Source organism: Rhodococcus sp. 5G237 (genome assembly GCF_053764735.1).
This window is the reverse complement of sequence record NZ_JBSNCD010000003.1, coordinates 197,601-220,301: the sequence shown is the minus strand read 5'-3', so window position 1 is coordinate 220,301 and position 22,701 is coordinate 197,601. Positions and strand designations below refer to the sequence as shown.

The following is a 22,701-nucleotide window of genomic DNA, read 5'->3' as shown; positions in this document are numbered from 1 at the left end:
TTTCCGTGTCGGAAGGTGTCATCGAAGCGCTGCAGCAGTGGCGGCAGACCGAGATCGACAAGGGTCGACTGCGGCCGGGACTGATCAAGGACACCCATCTGCAGCAGATCGTTCGGACCAATCGGCGCACGGTCGCCGAGATCGAGTCGATGCTCCCTCGCCACGCGAAGCCTCTCGTCGAGGGTCTCGTCGAAGCGCTCACTTCGGCCACCGCGCAGAGCCCCGACACAGCTCCGTCCGAGACGACCTCCGCGACGCGGGAGTCCGAACCGGAGCCGGTGGTCGAACCGGTCGAGCCGCTTCCGGGCAGCGAATTCCTGGTCGACCTCGGAACCGAGGACTTCTGCGAGTATCTGCACGGCGAGTCGGAGTACGAGGTCGGTCCGCTCACCATCACCGCTGAACCGCGAGGTGGGCACCGCGTCGAATGGACACCGCTGCCCGGGCGGTCCGGACAGACGGTGCTGTATCGAGTGGTGTCCGGGGAGACCCATCGGGCCTACAAGCCCGAGGCAGGTCGACTCGTCGGCGTCACCCGTGGGTCGATGATCGTCGATGTCGAACCTGCTGCAGCAGCGGTGCGCCACCTGCAGGTGTGGGCGCACATCGGCAGCAACGAGCGCGATGCCGCGGAACGCCAGCCGGTGCTCATCGCCGAAGGACACGTCCTGAGTGCCGTCCAGGATTTCGTCGTCATCGAAGACGACGGTGCGGTGATCGGCCAGTGGTCGGTGTGGCCGGGGGTTTCCCGCGTCCGAGTCCTCCGGATCCCACTCGACGGTCGCTCGCCCGTCACGAACGACCCCCGCTACCGGATCCTTGCCGATCAACCGAACTTCGGTGGATTCGTCGACCGCGATGCACTGCGCGGCCACCGCTACTTGTACCGCGCGATCTGCGAGATCGAGGTGGACGGTCAGACGCGCCTGTCGCCGGCGGCGCAGGCCGAGGTGCTCGTCTCCGCCGTCCTCGAACCGGTCACCGATCTGCAGGTCACCACTCACGAACACGAGGACGGTCTCCATTTCGACCTCGGGTGGACCCCTCCGGACATCGGCAGCGTGGTCATGTACCGCACGGAGACCGCGCCGAAGGCGGGCATCGACCGGGAACTCCTGGAAGCGAGTGCCCTGGACGTCTCCGGTGGGCTTCCCGCGTCCGCGCGGCTCGTGCACCCGGTCGTCATCGATTCGCAGGGCCGCCACAGCATGGCCAACGTGTCGTGGCCGCGGGGGTGGGTGCGTGCCTACTTCACTCCGGTGACCGTTCTCGACGGGCAGGTGCAGGTGGGTCGTACCGTCATCGCGACCCGGCCGCTCCCGGCGCTCGAGGGTGTTCGCATCGTCGAGCGGTGTGCCGAGCAGGTGGTGACGTTTCCGTGGCCGGACGGCGCCGCGTCGGTGTCGGTCTACGTGAGCGCGGCACAGGTGCCTGCCGAACACGCCATCGAGCAGCGACCGGTCGCGGAGATCTCCCGTTCGCAATACGAGCGGGACGGTGGGCTGCATCTGCGGGACCAACTTCCCGAGCAGGGGTGCGCCGTGCATGTCGTCGCCATCGCTTACACGGCGGGCGAACGCATCGTCGGTAAGCCGTCCACCGTCGACTATCCGGGACTGTTGCGAATCCAGTACACGATCGAATCCCGGCCTGCTCCGGGTGGAGGCCTGGTCCTGGCCATCCGGTTGGCGTCGGAGATCGAATTGTCCACCGCACCACCCTTCCTCATCGTGCACAATCTCAGGCGGCTGCCGTTGAGCGCGCGGGATGGTCAACCGCTCGAGGTCCGCGGGGGCAGTGGCACGCAACCGGGAGCGCGGAGCTTCCATCCGAACGGTCTGCGCCGCGAGTGGTCTCAGCCGTGGTTGGTCGACGTGAGCGACGCCCGGGGATTCGTGCGCGTGTTTGCGGATGTGCGACCCGAGAAGGCGCGCACCATCGCGTTGCTCGACCCGCCGGTGGAGCAGATCAACCTCGATCTGATCGACCGGCGTCCGATCGACGATCCGCTGGAGTGACGTGAGTGCCCACGATGCCGAACGCCCGAGGTTCGGCCAGCTCACCTACACCTCCTTCGACCGTCCGGGTACCGCGACCGCTGGAGGCTGGCAGGTCAAGGACATCACCGGCGACCTCGACGCGGACGAGAAGGAATGGTTGCGAGCGGGGATCGTGACGCGATTCGACGCGGTCCCTCCCATTCCTCGTTTCCCGAATGCGGAGGAGCTTCGCAATCGTCCACGACGGTTGATGTATGCGCCCGGAGCGGGTCGTACCGGTATGTACTGGCACACGGTTCCGGCCGGTGCGGATGCATCGGGACGACCCGGAAACGTCTTCGCGCACTGTCTCATCGATCGCGTCGGTGTCAAGGCGACCGATGGTCGTCCGATCGAGCGGTGGGGTTCGTCGGGTTGGCTCGTGCCCTACGGTGCGGACGAGGTCGCTGCGGCAACTCTCGGTGCCACCGAACCGGAACCGAGCGATCTCGTCTCCCGCGGCGCCGTGTTGGACTTCCTGCTCGATCCGGACACATGGCGCGTCGGTGTCTTCAGTGTTCTTCTGGATGCGGTGGCACGAGCGCTCGAAGGCGGGCCGCCGGTGGTTCTCGGTTGTCGGGATCCGCACAGAGCAGCGCTGTGGATCGCATCGGTCTCGCACTTCATGTCGCCCGGCACCAGCCGGCGGTTCGGATGGTCGACCTTCGATCGGCTCCATGCGGTGGACGACGCTGTCGCGTGCGGCGCACACCTGATCGCAGTGCCGCTCGACGACCTGCCCGGAGATACACCCGGATGCGTCGTATTCGGAGAAGACGAATCTCCCGATCTCGGTGAACTCGACGGCGAACCGCACTATGTCGACAACGGTGATCTCGTGCCGGTGACTCCCTGGTCGCTGCTCGTCCAGACGGTCTTGGTGGAGGAAGACCCAGCACGACGTGCGCTTACCCGTCAGGACGCGATCGCAGCGGAAGTAGGCGACGACGGTCTCTCACCGATGTGGCCGTTGGCGATGGCCGTGGCGTCGGACGACGAACTCCACGACGCTCTCGACGAAGCGACGACGATTCTGTTGGAACACAGTCCGGAGACTGTCGCAGGTACGGAATGGGCGGCACTGATCGCCAATATTGTGGAACACAACCTCGGCGACAGCACCGAGGACGCGGCTCGAGCACTCGATCGCTGGTCACGCGACGATACCCTGGCACCGGCGGTGTGCACTCTCGCCGCCGTGGTCTTTGCGCATCGCGCATTCGACGAGGTCGGATGGATCGCGAGTGCCGACCCGGTGCGCCGCGAACTCTTCGATCACTGCGATCGCGCACCGGAACTCGTCACCGCGGCAGAGCGCGCGATCGACCGGCTCCGACACCAGGTGGGTGTGGGAATCGATCGCCTCGACATCGCTGTGGAAGCGCTACGCACGATCGATGTGGTGGTGCGCGCAGGACTCCTCACCGCACGCAGTGAGGATCGAGTTTTCGAGATTCTCGAACTCGCGGTCGTGCCCGCCCTGTGCGATCCGAAGGCAGGACCTGCGGTGGTCGCCGAGATCGGAGAGGTGGGGGAGACCACCTGTGTCGACTTCGTGCAGCCGGCGGTGGTCACGCATCCCGACTTCCTCGCCCGACCACTGGGGCGCCGCTTGGAGCGTTCGGTCTTCGCATGGGTCGCCAGCAGCCTGAGGGAGCGGCCGACGTTCGATGAGCTCGTGGCGGACAGCTCCGTCGTGGCGTCCCCGGTGAGTGTCCTTGTTGCCGAAGGTGTCTTCGGGCTCACCGCGGACGGTGGACGTGTTCGTAGCGATCTGGCGACGGTTGCGTTGTGGCGAGCTTTCTTCGAACTCGAAGACGGTGCTGAGAGTGTCGACAGCCTGGATGAGGTGGTCGCAGCCCAGAAGTGGACTGCCGTTCAATGGTGTCAGGCAATCGAGGCATTCCCCCGGGTGGTCGCGCCGCGATATCTGCAGGACGCGGTCGTGTGCAACGCATGGGCGTCGGATGTCGAAGCGGTCGCCGCTCACCTGATACGAATTCGTCGCGGTGAGCTGAGGGGACGCTGGCATGGGGATCGGCACCTCGATGCCCTCGCGGAGAGCTGGGCCGCGATCCGTTGGCAGGAGAGTTGGTCGACCATCGGAGGAACCGAGTTCGATCGTGCCTGGCAGCAGGACGGACTACCGGTACTCATCGATTACGCCCGACACTACGCAGCCGACCTTCCGAGCGACGTGCTCGCGCGGCTTGCCGTCTTTCTCCTGGGAGCACTTGCACGACCGCATCGAGATCCGTGGGCGGAACTCGACCTGCCGGCGACACACCAGGACGCACTCGTCGACGCTGTTGCAACCGAAGCGAGATATGCAATCGAGTCGATCGTCGAACTCGTCGAATCCGGTGTCATCGGAATCGAGTGGCTGCTCACGCATGCGGTGTTCAGTTCGCCCAGAGCACCGAGAGAGGGCGGACTGTCGGCGCAGACCGAGTTGCTGAGTCGGCTCGTGATCGAGTCCGACGGTGGCCGGCAGGGACTGCTCGACGAGGTGGTGACGCGTCTGCTGCCCGCGTCGTGGTTCCGTGGGCCCGGGGCTGTGATGACGACGATCCACGCCGAACTGCGAGCTCGCGGTCGCCGCGATGCTAGCCGGGTGTGCGAAGCCTACGAAGCCTTCGTCGTGTGGTGGTTCGACCAGCGGCTGGCGGACGCCGAACGTGTGATTTCCGGACCGAGAGGATCGATCTGATGCCGGGTTACGTACTCGACGGTGCAGGGCGGGTGGAGTTGCCTCGGCAACCGCTGGCCGTCACCGTCACAGCGCTCGACGTTCCGGTAGTCGTTCGTGCGACGACCGCGGACGGCCAGGACCTATCATCGGCGCTGCATCCGAAGCCCGGCTTCGTGGTGTTGCCGCGGATCGACAGGGATGTCGTCGTGGTTGCCACCCCTGGGAGCGACTCGGGATTCCCGCAGGGCACAGTGCTTCAGGCGATCGTCGCAGTGGACACGACGAATGCCGTCGACCCGGATCGGGCCGAGCTCACGCCCCTGGACGTGTCGGGACTGCACCATGTCGAACTTGCCACCATCACCCCGGTCGATGATCGGCTCGTCGTCCGCGCGCGCAAGACCGCAGTGGACGTCCCGCTGAACGAACTCGGTGCGCGAGCGCGCTCGGCCGCCCGAGGAGTGCTTGGTGTGGACCGATTGCCGGAGTCCAGGCAGGTTCGGGTCGAGGTCGACATCGACACCACAATGTCGATGCTTCCCCTCATCGAGAACGGCACCGTACGCGACGTCGTCGACCTTCTGACCGGCATCGCTGCTGTCGTCGGACGTCGGGAGGAACTGCACGTGAACCTGATCGGACACAGAGTGACGCCCCTGCCGATCGAGGAACTACGTCGCGCCGCCGACACCGTGCAGGGTGCGCTGGACGCTGCCGGACTGGGTATCGGTTTCCGGTCCTCCACCGTCGACCGGTCGCACCCCGCCGAATCCACTCTTGTCTTCACGGTGACCGACGCTGTGCCGGCGGATCACACGGCGGTGCCGGTCGAGGGGGTGCGCCGGCGTCCCGTCATCCTGCAGGCCGGAGAGGACTCGCGGAACGAGCTCGAACCGGGCGGCACGGTCGTATCGACCGCGACCGAGACGCACGCGAGTCGCGGATGGCTGGACGATCCGCAGGATCTGTTCCGCACCGTGAAGTCGCTGGTGGCGGGACTGGCCACCGGCATGCACACGGAAGGTGCCCTCTGATGACGAAATGCCCACGGTGCTTCACCGACCTGCCGGCCGACCGGACTGCTTGGTTGCCCACTGCGCCCGCCGAGGCGGAGCCGGACCAGATCGCCACCGCTCATCAAGGGACGCCCGTCCGGTCGGGGAAGGTCGTCTACCTCGACCGCCCCGCTGCAGCAGGGGAGGACTGGTGGCCCGAAGCCCAGACGGTGGAGGAGAAAGCCGGAGGGTCGGCCGTCGAGGCATGCCCGACCTGCCACTACCGACTACCTGTCGGACTTCGGGGTGCGCAGACCACCTGTATCGCCATGGCCGGAGCGCGTGCCACCGGAAAGACCGTCTACATTGCGGTTCTCGTCAAGGCGCTCCAGCTGCTCGGGGAGCGACTGAACTGCGTCGTGGAGCCGGCGACGTCCGAGACGGAGATGGTGTATCGAGAGCTGTACGAGAAGCCGCTTTATGAAGAACGCGGCATCCTCGAACCGACTCCCGCCGCGCACACGAGCAACCAGTATCAGCGCGAGCCGCTGATCTTCTCGCTCGGAGTATGGAACGGACGTCGTCAGTACCTGATCCTGCGGGACGTGGCGGGGGAGGACCTGGAGAACCCGAACAACGTCCACGTCCAGCACATGCGCTTCTTCGCGCAAGCCGACGGCGTGGTGTTCATGTTCGATCCGCTCCGGGTCGAATCCGTGCGTCAGCAACTGCACGACCTGGTGCCGGTGCAGGAGAGGGTCGGCGGCGACCCGCGTTCGGTGCTACGCACAGTTCTCTCGATCATCGGGAACTCCACGCCGAACCTTGCCGTGGTGCTGTCCAAATTCGATGCGCTCCAAGCTCTCCACAACGTGGAGGGCAGCGATTGGAGTGAGATCATGGGACAGCCGGGTGCAGCGTTCTCCCGCGACCCGAGTCTGCAGTACGCGCCGTACAACGAGATGGACGGGCGACTCCTCCACGAGGAGGTCCGGAGCCTGCTGGACAAACTGGAAGCGAAGTCGATGGTGATGTCGGTGGATCAGCCGCATACCGGAGTGACGCTGAACAGCAGATTCTTCTCTGTGTCGGCTCTCGGCGAGTCGCCGGTGGGGGATCGTCTGCATCACAACGGCATTTCGCCGTTCCGGTGCCTGGATCCGGTGCGGTGGATTCTCGCGCAGCGGGGAGTGTGGGTGTGAGACAGCGCGTGCGATGGCCGACTGACTTCGGAAAGCATGCGCGGTCGACAAGGCTGTTTCCCATCCCGAATCACGTGTAACGACAGAGTTACTCGCGACGATTCTCCATTGTCCGCTTCGAAGTGCCGGTTCTCAGAAGGAGATAGATCATGTCGTGGAGTGTCGGTACTTCTGTTCGTGCTGCAGGGGCCGTCTTGACGGTTGTGGGGTTGGCGGCAGGTCTGTCGGCCTGCGGTTCGGATTCCGGGTCCACGGCAGAATCGGCCTCGACGTCCGTGACATCGTCGGTGTCTCAACCGTCTACGACGACCCAGGCACGTACGTCGGCGGAGACCACGACGAAAGCACCCGTGAGTTCTTCCACTACCGAGCTGCCTCCTGCTCCTGTGGCTGCGCCGAGAACCACCACGTCGTCGGCTGCGCCTGTCCCGACGACGGTTCCCATGCCGAACGTGGTGTGCATGAATCTTCAGGACGCGCAGAACCTTATTCAGGAGCTCGGCGTCTTCTACTCGCGTAGTACCGATGCGACCGGTAAGGGACGGAACCAGGTACTCGATGCGAACTGGGTCGTGGTCGGACAGACTCCGGGCGTAGGGGTTCCGATCGGTGAAGGTGACGCGGTGCTCTCGGTTGTGAAGCTGACCGAGCCGAATCCCTGCTGAATCGACATCGAATGTATGAGCCCCGGGGTCGCGCTGACCGTGACGACCCCGGTTCGGATACCAGAACAACGGAGTGGACGTGCATCCTTTGGTCAAGTGGGAATATCTCACCGAGTCGATCAGTGTCACCGAGCGGTGGAACCCGAAGAAGCAAGCAGAGTCGCTGCAGAACTTCAGCGACCGCTTGAACGGTCTCGGGGCGCAGGGGTGGGAAATGATCAGCTACCAGAACATTCCTTTGATGGGCAATCTCACGGGGAATGTGAAGGGTCAGCTCTACCTTGCGATCTTCAAACGGCAATTTGCTTGATGGGCCTCAGGTACCTCATCGCGGATCGCTCGAAGCACGCCATCGCTGTTGTGTGCCGAACCTGATCCGCTGGTCTTTGTGGCCTTGGGGGGCTGCATCATTGAGTCCGCAGCGCATGTTGCATGATGGACGCCATGCAACAGCTCGAGGCGCGTGAAGTGCCGCTGAACAAGGTCTTTTGTGGCGACTACGACTTCCATATTCCGGAGTATCAGCGGCCTTATGCATGGCAGGTCGAGCAGGCCGATCAGCTGCTCGAGGATCTTGTGGAAGCGATGGATCGCGGCGGCGACGAGCCTTACTTCCTCGGATCGATCGTTCTGGTGAAATCGCCGAATGCGGCGCGCGCAGAAGTCATCGATGGTCAGCAACGTCTGACGACCTTGACAATCCTGCTCGCGGTGCTTCGTGACTCCACGACGAACCCGGAACTTGCGAAGCAGATCGATGCGATGCTGCAAGAGCAGGGAAGCCTGATGCTCGACCTCGAAAGCAAACCGCGGTTGGCGCTTCGAGCCAGGGATCGCGAGTTCTTCGCCGAGCACGTCCAGTCACCGAGCGGGATCAAGCTTCTTGAATACGTCAAGCCGGGAAATCTGAGGACGGACGCGCAGCGCGCCATCCATGGAAATGGTCGCGCGCTGTTCGGAACGATATCCGAATGGGACGAGGGGCGGCGGCTTCAACTCACGAAAATGCTTGCGGCCCGAACCTTCCTCGTGGTGGTCACTACTCCGGACCTTGCGAGCGCACACAGGATTTTCAGCGTCATGAACTCTCGTGGTCTGGATCTGTCGGCAGCGGACATCTTCAAAGCACGGGTCGTCGGCGACGTCGCCGAGAGTCGTCGTGACGAGTATGCGGATCGGTGGGACGATGCTGAAGAGGCTCTGGGAACAGACGACTTCGCTGATCTTTTCCTGCACATCAGAACGATTGTCGTCAAGGAACGTCCCAAGAAGGAGTTGCTGAAGGAATTCGAGGAATCGGTTCTCGCCTCATACATTCCAGGCAAGGGAGCGGAGTTTGTCGACTCTGTCGTAGTGCCGTACGCCGAGGCATACGGCACCTTGCGGGATCAGAACTACACCTCTTCGTCGGGTTCGGAGGAGGTGAACCGCTGGCTGAAGCGACTGGACCAGCTGGATAACAGCGATTGGCGTGCACCTGCTCTGTGGGCGTTGAGAAACAAGAGTGATGACCCGGAGTTCCTCAACAGCTTCTTCCGCTCCCTCGAGCGACTCGCGGCAAGCATGCTCGTCCGGCGCGTGTATGCGACTCCCAGAGCCTCTCGCTACATCCAGTTGCTGAAAGACCTTACGGCCGGCCACGGTCTCGATTCGCCTGCGTTCGAGTTGAGTGGCGACGAGGTCAAGGAAACCGGTGATCGCCTGCGTGGCGAGATCTACAAGGTTGCTCCCGTGCGGAAGTACGTACTTCTCCGGCTCGATGAGTTGTTGTCGGATGCGTCCGGAGTGTCGTACGACCACCCGCGCATCTCGGTCGAGCATGTGCTCCCGCAGAATCCGAAGGTCGGGTCGGATTGGATGAAATGGTTCACTCCTGCACAGCGCGAGTTCTGGACTCATCGACTCGGCAACTTGGTGCTGCTGAATCGGACGAAGAATGCTTCGGCAGGGAACTACGACTTCGACCGCAAGAAGACCCAGTACTTCACGGCAAAGTACGGCGTGGCATCCTTCGCGATCACGACTCAGGTCCTGCAACAGAAGAAGTGGACGGCCGACATCCTCGAGGAGCGTCAGGAAGAACTGGTTGGTCTGCTGACAAAGGAGTGGAGGCTCGAAGGCGGACTGTGGTAGTCGTCTCAGACAGGCGATCGGATCGTCCGTTCATCGGGGTAGCGCCTCGGGACCACTGAGTTTTCTTGGTCCCGGGGCGTGCGCTTCGCGCCGAACATCGATCTTGTTTGCGCGACGGACGAGCGTGTGGATGTGGAGGTAGGACAGTGGTGAATCGCCGGGGCATGCACAGCCTCAGTGACTTTCTGGAGCCGTCGGACCAATCGCTCCGCATAGAATGGCGCTCAGTTCTGGCCAGGCAGCCGGTAACGCCAAGGCAGAAGCAGGTGAACTTCGTGCCGAGCGAAGTCGTCCTCTGCCTGTGTGCCTCACTGCTTGTCGACCACAGCCGGTTCGGTAGTGGCAGCGCGCATCGTGCGGGCTTCCCGGTGCAAAAACTTGCAGAACTGTACAAACGGCCCCCGACGAGCATCCTGGCAAAGATGGCGAACCTCGACGGGACGCGTAGCAATGGTGGCCGACATGAACTCGAAGTCTCGGCCCGAATGAGTGCCGACAGCGCGCTGTTGCAGGATGTCTATCTTCGAATTCTGCGAGCGGCTCGGGCGGAAGGTATCGATCGTGATTCGTTGCCGGATTTCCTAGAGCTGGAGCACGGAGGAACTCTCTGGCTTGCAGGTCAGGAGGAACTCGTTCCCAGTGAGATCGAGTCGGAGTTGGAAGGGACGATCGAGAAATGGGCACGTGACCGCACGGACGTCCCGATCGAAGTAACGCCGCGCTTACTCACTTCAACGGTGCGAATCGGACAACACCGCTTCGCAAGAGCTGTGATGAGCAACCACGGCAATCGGTGCGTTTTTTGTGGGATGAGCAGCGTCGTCGGTGGTCGACGTCGGCCGAGAATGCTGACGGCCAGTCATATCAAGCCGTGGCGTGACAGTTCGAACAAGGAAAGGCTCGACCATTTGAACGGGCTGGCTGCCTGCCCCACCCACGACGTCGCTTTCGACACCGGATTGATCACCGTCGCCGAAGACCTGTCTATCACTTATGCACAAGACCTGGAGCGTGCTTTGGAAGAAGACGATCCATTACGTCGAGCGTTCGGGAAGCCTCCATTAGCGGACAAATTGATTCTTCCGAGCAATGCGGATCTGCCCAACCGTCGCTATCTTGGTTGGCATCGGACCAAGATTTCGTGTCGGATTGACGCGTGTGCCCGCGCCGTCGGTACCCGCGATGTACGAGATATCGCGCCATCAGGTGCCAGGTAAGGATCAGCTGATGGCGCATCGCGTCATTAGTTGACGCCGGCATCGATAACACGCATCCTCAATAATTATCGCGGCAACTGTGGCGGTTGACCATGCCTTGAATCTGGGATCTTACGGTCGCGTCGAGGAGTTTGGTTACCGGTCAAAGGACCAGAGGTTAGCCTCGATCGTTTCATCTTCCGAATTGGGAAATGATTCGCGCGCTACCTCGAATACTGGCCAATGTTGCCAATCGTCTTCGTCAAGGTCACCCTTCTCTAAGAGGCTAATTGCAAGTAGCCTCGCCTCTTCAGTTCTTTCTAGTAGCGAAAGCCTCATCAGCTCGTAATACTTTTTTCCGCCCGCTGTATCCCATGCCTCAATTTCCGATCGTATCGCGTCAATCCCTTGCAGTCGCTTTCTCGTGAGCCAGAGGTTTGCCTTCAACATTGTACGTATATGTGGATCTTGCGCGAAGGTTAGAATCCATGAATTTAATGATTCGACTACGGAATGCTCGCCCCTTAGGAGCAGTTGGAAAGTTGCTGATTCTGATTCTTTCTCGATCAAAGAATCTGGATCGTGTTTGCCTGTAAACTTCTGAGTGGCGCCGACGGTGAGCATTATCCCCGCTTTTAGTAGAGCGCCCGTGGCGTTGCGTAGGTAGGATGAGTTAATTCGTAGCGTGTCACCCACCTTCTCCAGGCTTGTTATTCCTTTGGTCTTGTTCAGATAAATGGAATTCACTACGCCGCCGGTGTGTACGAGCAGGTGGCGCCGTTGGAATACTTCCACTAGCTCTGGATTGGTTTCGGATACACCCTCAATTCTCACCCCCTGCTTGCTAAACCAGTTCATCCATTTATCAAATCCGCCAAACAACAGTTCGTCGGCAAGTTTTTCGCCACAGGCTCTGCGGAAGTCCTCCAGAGATTCGTAACTGTCGATATCTTGCATCGTGTACTGTTGTCCGCTTGACCTAAGTATCGCCGGTTGTGATGAAATTGCTGCGCGAACGACTGCGGAGACCAATACCTCAAATTCGCTTACGACGCTGATCAGTAGTGAAGCCCGCAGTATATGGGCGCCGCTTTTACGGGTGCTAACTGCATTCCAAATCTTTGCGTATTGCGCGGAGCGTTTGCGACTTTCGGTCAACGAATTAACCTCGCGGTCTAACAAATCACCCGCTTTTCGACGATAGTCATCAACTTCTTCTCGGGTCGAACCAGTATCCTCCATATTTTTTGCGACCGCCGAAAACTCGCTAACTTTTGATTGGATTAATGTGGCGACCTTTCGGTGGAATTCTACGGGAGTGCTTGGAAATCTAATTCTGGACTCGGCGATAAACTGGTCCTCAACGCCGATCAGTGCGTGTTCGTTCGTGTCGATGAATCCATTCAATTCGCGTACGGACTGAATGGATTCAATGAATACGTGAAGCGCTTTAAAGAACGGCTTGATTGATTCTTGCAGTTCTTGGGCGGAATTCTTGACCCGTATGACAGTCATGATCAGGACAATATACGACCGGTACCGGTTCCGGACGGGTGGCAACTGTGGAAGGAGTGTGGGGCACAGGTGGCTGCGCGTGCGGCGACGCATCGCGCACCACCTTCTTACCGTCGAACGACGTGGGCGCTGCGCCTTCTGTGCGTCGTCCGGGCGTCTAGCCAGTGAACCCATGCCGCCTACGTGAGCCTGGTCTCGCAAGACCATCGAAGCTCTTGTGGCGAACAGGGTACACGCCTGGGAGCCGAGGAACAGAGGTCTTGCGGGAGATACCCAGCAGTGGAAACCAGCTGCTCCATTCGATGGTGGATGCGGTGGTCATCCGATTTGCGTCTTCTCGCCGATTACAGTGTCTGCCCCGGTCGCGTCTGTGGCGCGGATGGCCAGGGTGGCACGTGCAAGGTGCTCGGGTAACGCTGCCGAGAACTTCAATCCCCGCAGTGCGCTGGCATCTACAGCTGGAAGTTGTCTCGAACTCCCAGCACGTAGTGCGGCTAGTCCGTCACGGATATCAGCGACCGACAAATCCGCGTGCAATCGCAGCGACTCAGCGCCGATCCGTTGCCGCGGCGGAACCAAGTCCGGAGCCCACGCCGCGAGGGTGCGGTTGGCATTCGACCCGGCCCACGTCCACCATCGCCAGTCGTCCCGATCGTCTCGTGTGATGACGAGCGCGCCGTCGGTGACATGACCGGAACGCTGCAACCGCTGATCCTCCAACGTTGCGACGGCGCGTCGCGTCAACGTCACGCCGGAGGGCATTGCACCAAGCAGTACATCGCGAATGCCGCGCGCGATCTCGAACGATGCGCCGTCGGGCAGCGAACTCCACTTGGCGCGACCTTGGATGTGGGTGGACTCGACGAACACGTGCCGTCGCTTCCAATCGATGTGGGTGACCTTCCACGACCTCCCGCCGAGCAACAGGATGCGCGGACCCTCGACATCGTCGGTGAGCACACTGGTCTCTACCGAGCCGATCTCCTGTCTACCTGCCCATACTATGAACTCCGGAGCGGCGGTGAACACCGCGAGTAGTTCCATGAAATGCCGCCGCCCGAAGTGTTTTTCGGCTTCCGGCCCGATGAATGCGCTGCCGGCATCGTGTTCGAGGAATCCCTCCGCAAGGAGATGGTCGAGAATTTCCTGCCCGTCGCTGTCGAAGAGGGGGAGAGTTCCCCACGCCTGTTGCCACCCTACGAGTGGTACGCGACGAGTCTGCAACGCTGCGGCCAACAACTGTTGGGCGGCGATATGCCGAGGTTGCGGGGTCGGTAATACCGGTTCGACCCACCCGCGAGACCAGCACTGCAACATGCCGAGCGTGTCGAGTACTGCCTGATCGGTGAGAGCAAGGAACAAACAGTTGCGGGTGGTACCCGGGCGGCGGCCTGTGCGACCGAGACGTTGCAGGAAGGACGACACGGTGCGAGGCGCGTTGATCTGGATCACGCGGTCGAGGTCGCCGACGTCGATTCCGAGTTCGAGGGTGGAAGTGGCAACGATGACGCAATCACGGGCCTCGGCGAATGCCTCCTCGGACTCACGCCGCTCCGCGGCCGACAGCGATGAATGAGAGATGAAGGTGGTGATGCCCCGTCGACGCAGCTGGGTTCCCAGCTCCTCGGCGAGCCTGCGCGAGTCGACGAAGACCAGTCGCTTCTCTCCGGTGTGCAACGCGGCAATCACCTTCGAAGCGTTCTCGATGCCGCCTACAGAGTCGACGGTGATCTCGGGAAGTAGCGCCGCGCCTGACACTGTGGGGGAGATGACGAGGCCGGGAGCCGCTGTGCCGCCCTGCAGCCAACCGAGCAACGCGTCCGGGTTGCCGACGGTCGCGGACATACCTACCCGTTGCACACGTCGTCCGAGCAAGGTTTCGAGTCGCGCCAGCACTGCCAGTAGGTGCCAACCGCGATCGTCACCGGCGAATGCGTGTACCTCGTCGACGACCACCGCTCGTACGCCGCCGAGCAGTTCTGCTGCATCTACGCTTTCGGAGACGAGCATGGACTCGAGTGATTCGGGGGTAGTGAGCAGAATGTCGGGTCGATCGCGTTTGATGCGACCACGGACGGATTGACCGACGTCGCCGTGCCACGTCATCGCGTCGCGACCGAGCCATGCCGCATAGTCCGCTAGCCGCGGTTGCAGGTTGTTCAGTAGCGCCTTGAGCGGGCAGATGTACAGCACGGAGATACCGGTCCACCGTTCGGCCTGCATGCGTGTCAGCAATGGGAACATTGCTGCTTCGGTCTTGCCGCCTGCAGTCGGCGCGAGGAGGATCGCATCCGATCCGGCGGTGATCGGCGCGACCGACTCGTCCTGTAGCGGTCGTAGACCGGGCCAGCCGAGGGAGTTGACGATGTGGTGCTGCAGCACCGGATCGAGCAGGTCGAAGCCGGCCATGCGTTACAGCTCCACGTCGTCTGCAGAAACCGCGGCGCGTTCGGTGTCTGTCAGCTCGGTCGACGCGACCGTCAATGCGTAATGCTGCCGCGGATCGAAGTCGTCGAATTGGTCGACTCGGTCGAGGACGTCGAGTACCAGCTTCTTGAGGAAGAGGCGAGGCGAGATGCCTACCTGTCCTCCGAGTTTGCCGGCGACCGCGGACGCGAGGTCGCGTATGTACGCGTCGTCGACCAGAGTGCGAACCCGGTTGGGTGCCGATGCGCCATCCGCGTAGACCTCACGCACCCGAGTGCCTACCTCGACGAGCTTCTCCAAGTCGAATCCGGCGAGGCGGATCTGGGGAGCCCGCGGGTTGTCGAAGCGGGCGTCGGTGGTGAAGTCGGTGTGCAGGCGCTGTGCGAGTGGCGGCAGGGACTGGACGCCGAGCCGACCGTCGAAGAACGCGGGGGTCCCGGTGATGAGCAGATACAACCCCGGGTAGCGGCCCGAGTCGAGCTCGTCGATCCACTGACGCAGCGCGTTGAGCGCCTTGGCGCGACTGTCGGAGCGCATCCGCTGGAGCGTCTCGACTTCGTCGATCACCAACAACAGCCCCGGATGGCGTGCTCCTTGTAGCACCGCCAAGAGCCCCTGGAGAAAGCCCATTGCAAGGAAGTGGTCGACGTCCTGACGTACCCCTGCAGCACGTTTCGCCGCAGCTCCCACGTGTGGTTGCCCACCGAGCCAGGCGACGAGCGCATCTGCGGTTGCGGCATCTTCTCTGGCGAGGGCGGCGCGATAGGCACGCAGCACCATCGGGTACACCGGTGTCGCAGTAGCGACCGAAGCAAGCCGCTGCTCGAGGAGCGCGTCTATCTGTTCCTCGGACGCTTCATCCACTCCCGCGGCGGCTGCTGCGTCCTCCTCGACACCGAACAACCATGCGTCGAGCACGCTGCGGAAGGCAGACGGAGGGAACGCGGCAGTGCGTAGCGACTCGGTGGTCCGCCGATAGACCGTTTCCAGTTTGTGGAGAGGTGTTTCGAGTTCGCTGATCTGTACCTCGGCTACCGCCAAGCCCCGACGCATAGCGCGTTGCTGTATCCACCGGGCAAAAAATGTCTTGCCCGAGCCGTATTCACCACGAACAGCTTTGAAGACCGACCCGCCGGCGGCGACGGCATCGAGGTCGTCGTCGACGGTCGGTGCGAACTTGTCGATGCCTACAGCGAGTACATCGAGGTTGCCGGCCGGTACCGTGCCTTGCCGCAGTGCCTGGAGGATTTCCCGTCGTCTGACCGGTGAGAGCGCTGTCATGACGAAACTCCGTACTGCTCGAACAGCAGAGCCGATTCGAGCTCGACCTCGGTACCGTTGTCGGAAAGCACCACCACCCCGTCGGTGTTGAGCACCTGCGCGAGTACGGCGATCGCGGCGCGAGCGCGGGCGGGTTTGACGCCGAGAATGTCCGCCGCTCGGCTCAACGCCAGCCGACCGTTGCCGTCGAGCATTTCCTGCAGCAACTTCCCGATCACCGGTTTCGTGAACTTGGGGCGGAATTGTGCGTACTGCTGCTTGAAGAGCTCGCTGGCGAGAACCTCTGCCACCCGGTCCCGATCGACGGGCGCCGTCGCGGCTGGGTTTGCCACCGTTGTGCCGACGTCGAACAATGCATCGGCCTGCATAACGGGTTTCGTTGCGACTGGCGCCTTCCTGCGTTTCGGTGCAGGTGACGCCGAAACGGGATGAGTGGCTGTTGGGACAGGCGCGGCGCGCGGTGTTTCCCACCAAGCCGGCTGCGGCGCAGGTGCCACTTCGAGCCCGAGATGTTGCGGTAATGCACCGTTGACGAGGATCGACACCGGGATCACCGCTTCGGCCAGTGAGCCGCCGCCGTGGTAGCCGGCCTTGAGCCCTGTGTAGCGCACATGTTCGTCCACCGCGAGGATCACGCGTTGGTCTCCGGACAGAACTCGTTCGCCGACGACGAGCACTTCGTCCTCACGTGGTTCCGAGTCGGGGCCGGATGCGGATCGGTACCGCGCCGAGATTTGCTGTCCGCGCTGGACGCTCGGCTGTTCGCGGCGCTCGACCACATGTCCGTGATCGCTGACCAGCACTACGGTGCGGCCCACTGCTGCAGCGGCGGTGAGCAGGGGATCGAGATGCTTGAAGCTCGCAGTGCTCCAGGTAGTACCGATGGGATCGGACCGATCGAGGGCATCGTCGATGTCGTTGAGCACGCACGCCACCACCGGCCGGTGCTCGGTGTCGTCCACCGCATCGCGAACGACGTCGGCAAGTGCATGGCTACGGGAGACCAGATCCAGATCGGCCTTGTGGAACAGAACCTTTCCGTCCGCCCTCAACCCGTTGCGCTGCAACCAATTCGCAAAACCGGATCGCTCCTTGTCCTGTCCGCCCTCGGCGAGGCCTCCGGTCAGGAGTGAACAGCGTGAGAATCGAGTCACGGTAGGCAGTGCCGCGAGTGCCGCATGCGGCTGGTCTGCACCGGCAAATCGACATTCCTGCCACTGCGGTCGGTGACGGCGCAGCGCGTCGGCGACCACCTCGTTCGCGACCGATCCGCTCATCCCGTCGGCGATCACGAGCAGCACCGGGGACGGGCTCGGTCCACCTGCGGAGACGCCAGCGAGCCCGCCAGTGGGGCCCGGCGCCGGCACTGTCAGCGGCTTCACGATTCGGTCGAGCACGTCTTCGACGTAGAGCGGGCCACCCGATCCTGCGCGGTGGCCACCCCCGGATGCGAGTTGGCGCGCGAACTGGCGGTCCGCTGCAAACCGCTGGTTACGCACCGCAGTGACTATCCGGTCGGCCACAGTCGCCAGGTCGCGGTCATCGGCCCCGACAAAAGCATCGTTGATGGCGTCGTCCACCCAGGACAGGTCGCGTCGGTAGTACGCCATCCAGTGAGACAGACCGGCGGGGTCGGACCACGCAAGGTTCAGACGGCGTAGCAACCGCAGCGCCGCTGCCCCGACCTGAACGTTCCGAGGTGCATAGGGGGTGCCGACGTGTGCACCGCGGTGAGCGACCACATCTGCCCACGCATTCTCCGCCGCTGCGAGATCACCAGAATCGACGGCGGGTGCGAGAGCCTTCGCGAACTGTGCGATGCGAGGGGCAAGCGCCATCGGCAGGACATCGGACCGCGCGACCAGCGACTCGGCGTGTAGGCGACGTACTGCCTCTTCTGCCCGACGTAGCACCTCGTCGGGAACATCGGTGCCCGACACCGCAAGTGTGGCGGCGTTACCCCACGCAGTGAGCTGCTGCTCGGTGAGCGCGTGATTATCGAGCTCGACCTCGAGCAACGTGCGGACTTTGACGATGGTGTCTCGTGCTGCCGGGAACGCTACCGAGGCGTCGCTACCGTCGCCGAGAAGGGCAGCGACGAGACCGAGTGGGACGAGGTGCTCCGGGCCCTTGCTGCGCCACACTGCGACGAACACCGAGCCGAGTGGTCCGAGCCGGCTCCCGATCCAGCCGTAGAACTGGTCGAGCAGAACAGGGTCCGTGTGCCGCCGCCACACCTCGAACCGGGCGGTTGTGGCGTCGTCCATCGACCACAACGCGATGTGGTGCGGGGTGTACTCGGCTGGGCGGAGCCCGAACTTGCGGTCGGCCAGCGTGGCGAACAGATGATCGTTGGTCAGCACCCCACCGGGCGCAGGAGCACGCACGCCGTCGAGGTCGCGCAACGCAGCGCGGGCGGCGTCGTTGCTCAGCGAGAGGAGATGAAATTCCTGCCGGGCAGCTTGGAACAATTCGCGCAACGCGGGCCACGGATCAAGATTCGACAGTCGACCCGCAGTGAGGTGCTCGAGCACTCCTGCGGGCAATTCGGCGGAGTCGCGATCGGTCAGAATCACCACCCAGTCGGCGCGGTGCCGCTCGGTGAGTGCATCACGGATCGCGAGCACACTCGGCGCCACACGCACGCGCACCGATTGGCCGTTGAAGTCGAGCTCTTCCGGGCCGGTCCACACGGGCGCAGCTGAAAGAGCAATCACTCCGCGCGAGTAGTTCTTGTTTCGCAATCCGGCGACAAGACTGCGCACCGCCGAAATGTCGGCTTCGGGCAGTCCGGCAGCGACGCTCACGGCACCACCTTGGTGATGGTGACGGTGTAGGTGGCGTTCGGATCTGCGTCGAGCAATGCCCGAAGGCTGTCCTCGATAGCAGAAAGGCCGCCACGACCCGAGACGGTGAAGGTGTTGTCGGTACGCGGTGGATCTACCACGGGCGGAGTAACTACCGGCGGATCGATAACAGGCGGGTTGACGACCGGCGGTTTCGGTGGATGCACGATCCCCGCCTCCAACCACGCATCCCGCGCCTCTCCTGCAACTCGCAGCGCCTCGGCGAGTGGCCGCGAGAGCTCGTGCTCGGTGAACGCCGAACCCAGAGCATCGACGATGGCAGCAGCCTGCCGGCCCCGGTCGTCGCCGGTTGCAGCGGCAGTCCGCAGCACGTCCAATCGGGCGAGGTTGAAGCGGCTCACAGCATCGGCGACAGTTCCGGCCGTGGTGAGGCACTTGCCTGCCTCGTGGTCGGTGCCTGCGAGGGGTGTTTTCGCGATCGCTTCGACGACGGCGAGATTGTCCAGATGGTTGAGCTGGGCGTCGAGCATCCCGGTCAGGTCGCGGGCGAGTTGCAGTCGTTTGCCGGTCTCGAGACCGAAGTAGGCGTACCCGCTGGTGAGGACCTCGACCAGCCGCGACCGATCAGCGCGTCCGGTAGCCGCGTGGTCGCGCACATGCTGAACGAACGCAGCGACGTTCGTGGCGGTGAGGTAGTCGTTGACAGCGAGCCCGGTCAGCGTCTTCCAGCGAGTACATGCCTGAGCCCACACTTGACGGTCCGGCAAGGGCTCCAGTCGCAGTGTGGTGCCACGTCGGAACTCCCCGAGGGCGGGTTCGGTGATGGGAGACGAATGCAGGAACCACGACCGCTTGCCTTGCGCTGCCCACGCACCCGCCACGAGGTCGACCATGTCGTCGGTCAGACCGCGCTTCGGTCCGCTGGCGACGATCGCGTTACGCAGATCCTCGATGTGAACGTCCCCGGACTCGTCGAATCCTGCGCGTGAGAGTTCCTGTGTGATGCGATTGCGCCAACTCGCGAAATGTTCGGAGCCGAACAGCAGATGGGTGTCGTTGGTGCGGGCGATCCCCAGGGATTCGACGATGCGTCGCACCGTGTCGCGTTCACCGCGGTCGAGGGGGATCCGCCCGTCTTCCACTGCCTGGGCTTCCCGCAACCGCGTCAGCGTCGTATTCAACTGACGGCGGGTGATGAGCTGATCGGCAGGTGTGAACTCCGGATGGTCGGGATACAGGGCGGCGAACGCATCGGCGATCAACCGGTTGGCGGCCTCGCCCAGATCGTGCCCGATCGGGGGCTGCACCGCGAACCCTGCGTGCAGCGACCGCAGAGGCGGCTGATCGGGCGCGAAGGCCGAACCGGATCCGGCTGCTACCCCATACGCAACCTGGATGGCGGTTCCCAGCTGACCACGCACCTGCGTCTGCTGCTGTTGCAGGATCGATCGGGCCGCGACGCGATCTGCGTCGGAAAGCTCGTTCGCGTACGACGCCCATCGGTCTCCGGCGAGCACGTAGTTGAGGATGACGAGTCGGCCGAGCTGGCGAGTTACCTTCTCACTGAAGAAGTTCGGCAACCATGCCACGGTGAATCGGTCCTGCCCCGTGCGCAGGAGCTGGTCGATGCGGTCGTGGTCCTCGCCGGTCGTGTGGCCGGCGTCGTCGAACGGGAGGTCGACGACGAGCCGCAACGCACCGTCGATCGAGGGACGGAATGCTTCGTCGGGCAGGTAGCCGTGGTCGCGGATGTTGCCGAACACCACCTCCACCTGCCGCTGGGTTCCGCGCCAGATCACCTGACGAAGCAGCGCGTTGTCGACAGTGTGGTCGGCGCCCACCACACCCAGCTGTTCGGAGAGCAACTCCCGCATCAATTCGCGGCGGCGGCCGTCGGTGTCCTCGGCCTGGGCGCGGCGGACGATCCGCTCGTAGTCGACCGACTCGAGAGTTACGGAGATGATGGGGTTGGCGTCTGCCGTGACGGAAAGTTCGGGGATTTCGGCCGCCCACGCCTTGACCTTGCCGGTGATCTGGCCGATCTGGTCACCCGGGATGAGGCTGATGACGCTGCCATGGTTGAGTGAGGCCAGCCGAGAGGCGTCGATCTGCTTGAGCGCGGGCACGTTCGGGGCTACCGCCGACATGAGCAACGTCTTTGCGATACGGATGTCTGCCCGCAGGCCGGGCGGCACGTCCTTGTCGGGCGTGGACTCGGGAACATTCGCATTGCGGAACAGCAGCGGACGCAATTTGTCGGTCCACAGCGAGCGCGCGGTCTTGAACGTCTGGGTGGCGGCTTCGTTGATGGGGGTCGCGTTGGCGCTGTCGATGATGTAGTCGAACGCCTCGCCGACAGGAATCACGTTGTCGATGGTGAGCCGGTCGGCGTTGTCCGAGAGCATCTGCTGCATGACCTTCAGCGCAGTGCGCTCACGCTGCATTTGTCCCGACAGCTCGCGCAACGTCGCGATGAGCGCAGGCGAGAACGGGTACGTCAGCTTGAAAGCATCGGCGTCGGAGCCTCGGTGCCGGTCATCGGTGTTGACACCGTCGAGAAGTACGTCCCACACCTGTGGACTGCGATCAAGACGTGCGAACGCGGCGTCCAGTGCAGCCTTGGCCTCGGCGTCCCGCGGCTGGAGCAGCCGCTTGTGTGCAATGTACGGAAGGTTCTCGTCGCCGAGGGTGACGAGTCCGAATCGGCCTTCCTGATGGGCGAATGCCCGCTCGACTGCCTGCTGGATGGCACCGGCGTCAGGCCCGCTGGCGACCCACTGGGCGAGGTTGTGCTGCCGCGCGACATACGAGATGACAGGCACGGCGAGGCGTCCCCGGCTGGTTTCGACCAGCTTGGTGATCTTCTGCACCTCGGCGTTGAACCGTTCGCGTTCGGTGATAAGGAACGTCAACCACAGTACGAGCTCGTCGAGCATGAGAACGACACCGTGGTAGCCGAGCGCTTTGGCGTGGTCGGCGATGACGGCGAGGCCGTCTTCGAGGGAGAGCCAATCGGTGTTGCGTGAGTAGCTGGTGAAGTAGGTGGAGACCAGGGCCTGCTGCAAGCGTGCGCGCTCGGCGGGGTCCGCCCCGGGAGCGCTTGCAGCTGCATAGGTTTCGGGTGTCCACGTGCCGGTCGTTTGGCCTAAGGCCGACCAGTTCACCGTGGTGCAGGCCTGTGCGCCCCCTGCGCTGTTGAGCGCGGCGAAGAACTTCTCGTCACCCACCTCGCGACGCCGGTTGTCAGCGTCATCGAACAAGCCACCTGCCGAGTGCAATACCGGCGGCAGCACGTCGGGGTGTGCGGCGGTGATCTGCCGCAGATACTGCTCGAAGAGCGCCGATTCGACGGTTGTCGCGTCGAGGAAATGGAAGGTGAGGCGCAGCAGGTTCGCTTGGTCGAGCGTGGGGTGCTTGGCCACGATCGGTTGAAGCTCCGGTACGGACAGCGCCTTGGGGGAGTGGCCGAGAATGCCGTGCAGCACAGCCATGAAGTGTGACTTACCGGAGCCGAACGAGCCGTGGAGGAACGCGGCTTTGTTCTCACCGGAACGTAGCGCCTCGTCGACTACCGACAGCGCCGAGTCGAACGCCTCGGCCAGGGCGGGAGTCACGACATAGGAGTCGACGGTCGCGGCGAGGTGGTCTTCGCCCACCGAGTCGGACAGCCGCAACACGTAGTCGTTGGTGCCGTGCGATTCGGGAATGTCGAATGTCTCGCGCAAGGTGCGCGAGGGAGTCGAAGCGCC

13 protein-coding genes are annotated in these 22,701 nt (G+C 63.1%); 8 read left to right on the top strand and 5 right to left on the bottom strand.

Translation table 11 applies throughout. The annotated features are described in order from the left end of the window. Positions 1-5: 5 nt before the first annotated feature. The 8 genes from ACWPOC_RS07690 to ACWPOC_RS07655 all read left to right on the top strand — a co-directional run bounded on the left by ACWPOC_RS07690 (position 6) and on the right by ACWPOC_RS07655 (position 10,943). On the top strand, positions 6-2,018 hold the full coding sequence (locus ACWPOC_RS07690) for a hypothetical protein (RefSeq protein WP_455408336.1): 2,013 nt from the start codon (positions 6-8) through the stop codon (positions 2,016-2,018). Between the two features lies 1 nt (position 2,019). Then, positions 2,020-4,749: a GAP1-N2 domain-containing protein gene (locus tag ACWPOC_RS07685; protein WP_455408335.1), complete on the top strand. Its 2,730-nt coding sequence runs from the start codon at positions 2,020-2,022 to the stop codon at positions 4,747-4,749. Continuing rightward, complete coding sequence (locus ACWPOC_RS07680; protein ID WP_455408334.1) at positions 4,749-5,765, top strand: hypothetical protein; 1,017 nt, start codon at positions 4,749-4,751, stop codon at positions 5,763-5,765. The genes ACWPOC_RS07685 and ACWPOC_RS07680 overlap by 1 nt, the downstream gene beginning before the upstream one ends. After that, complete coding sequence (locus ACWPOC_RS07675) at positions 5,765-6,928, top strand: TRAFAC clade GTPase domain-containing protein (RefSeq protein ID WP_455408333.1); 1,164 nt, start codon at positions 5,765-5,767, stop codon at positions 6,926-6,928. The genes ACWPOC_RS07680 and ACWPOC_RS07675 overlap by 1 nt, the downstream gene beginning before the upstream one ends. Positions 6,929-7,371: 443 nt before the next feature. Beyond that, the gene (locus ACWPOC_RS07670; RefSeq protein WP_120282009.1) at positions 7,372-7,593 is read left to right on the top strand and encodes a PASTA domain-containing protein; all 222 of its coding nucleotides are present in this window, start codon (positions 7,372-7,374) and stop codon (positions 7,591-7,593) included. A gap of 79 nt (positions 7,594-7,672) precedes the next feature. Beyond that, on the top strand, positions 7,673-7,903 hold the full coding sequence (locus ACWPOC_RS07665) for a hypothetical protein (protein ID WP_455408332.1): 231 nt from the start codon (positions 7,673-7,675) through the stop codon (positions 7,901-7,903). A gap of 134 nt (positions 7,904-8,037) precedes the next feature. Further along, positions 8,038-9,726 (top strand): DUF262 domain-containing protein, encoded by a 1,689-nt coding sequence (locus ACWPOC_RS07660; protein ID WP_455408331.1) that lies wholly within the window; start codon positions 8,038-8,040, stop codon positions 9,724-9,726. A gap of 275 nt (positions 9,727-10,001) precedes the next feature. Next, on the top strand, positions 10,002-10,943 hold the full coding sequence (locus ACWPOC_RS07655) for an HNH endonuclease (protein WP_455408330.1): 942 nt from the start codon (positions 10,002-10,004) through the stop codon (positions 10,941-10,943). Between the two features lie 135 nt (positions 10,944-11,078). On the opposite strand, the gene ACWPOC_RS07650 is transcribed toward ACWPOC_RS07655, so the two are convergent. From ACWPOC_RS07650 to ACWPOC_RS07630, 5 genes are all read right to left on the bottom strand, one after another. After that, positions 11,079-12,437, bottom strand: a complete 1,359-nt coding sequence (locus tag ACWPOC_RS07650; protein ID WP_455408329.1) for a hypothetical protein — start codon at positions 12,435-12,437, stop codon at positions 11,079-11,081. Positions 12,438-12,755: 318 nt separating this feature from the next. After that, a complete protein-coding gene (locus ACWPOC_RS07645; protein WP_455408328.1) occupies positions 12,756-14,846 on the bottom strand; it encodes a DEAD/DEAH box helicase in 2,091 nt (696 codons plus the stop codon). A 3-nt stretch (positions 14,847-14,849) separates the two neighbouring features. Further along, positions 14,850-16,145 (bottom strand): BREX system ATP-binding protein BrxD, encoded by a 1,296-nt coding sequence (gene brxD, locus ACWPOC_RS07640; protein ID WP_455408327.1) that lies wholly within the window; start codon positions 16,143-16,145, stop codon positions 14,850-14,852. Continuing rightward, positions 16,142-18,952 (bottom strand): BREX-2 system phosphatase PglZ, encoded by a 2,811-nt coding sequence (pglZ, locus tag ACWPOC_RS07635; RefSeq protein ID WP_455408326.1) that lies wholly within the window; start codon positions 18,950-18,952, stop codon positions 16,142-16,144. The genes brxD and pglZ overlap by 4 nt, the downstream gene beginning before the upstream one ends. Further along, positions 18,949-22,677 carry a DUF6079 family protein gene (locus ACWPOC_RS07630; protein ID WP_455408325.1) on the bottom strand — a complete coding sequence of 1,243 codons (3,729 nt, stop codon included), beginning with the start codon at positions 22,675-22,677 and terminating at the stop codon, positions 18,949-18,951. Before ACWPOC_RS07630 ends, pglZ begins: the two co-directional genes overlap by 4 nt. Positions 22,678-22,701 lie beyond the last annotated feature (24 nt).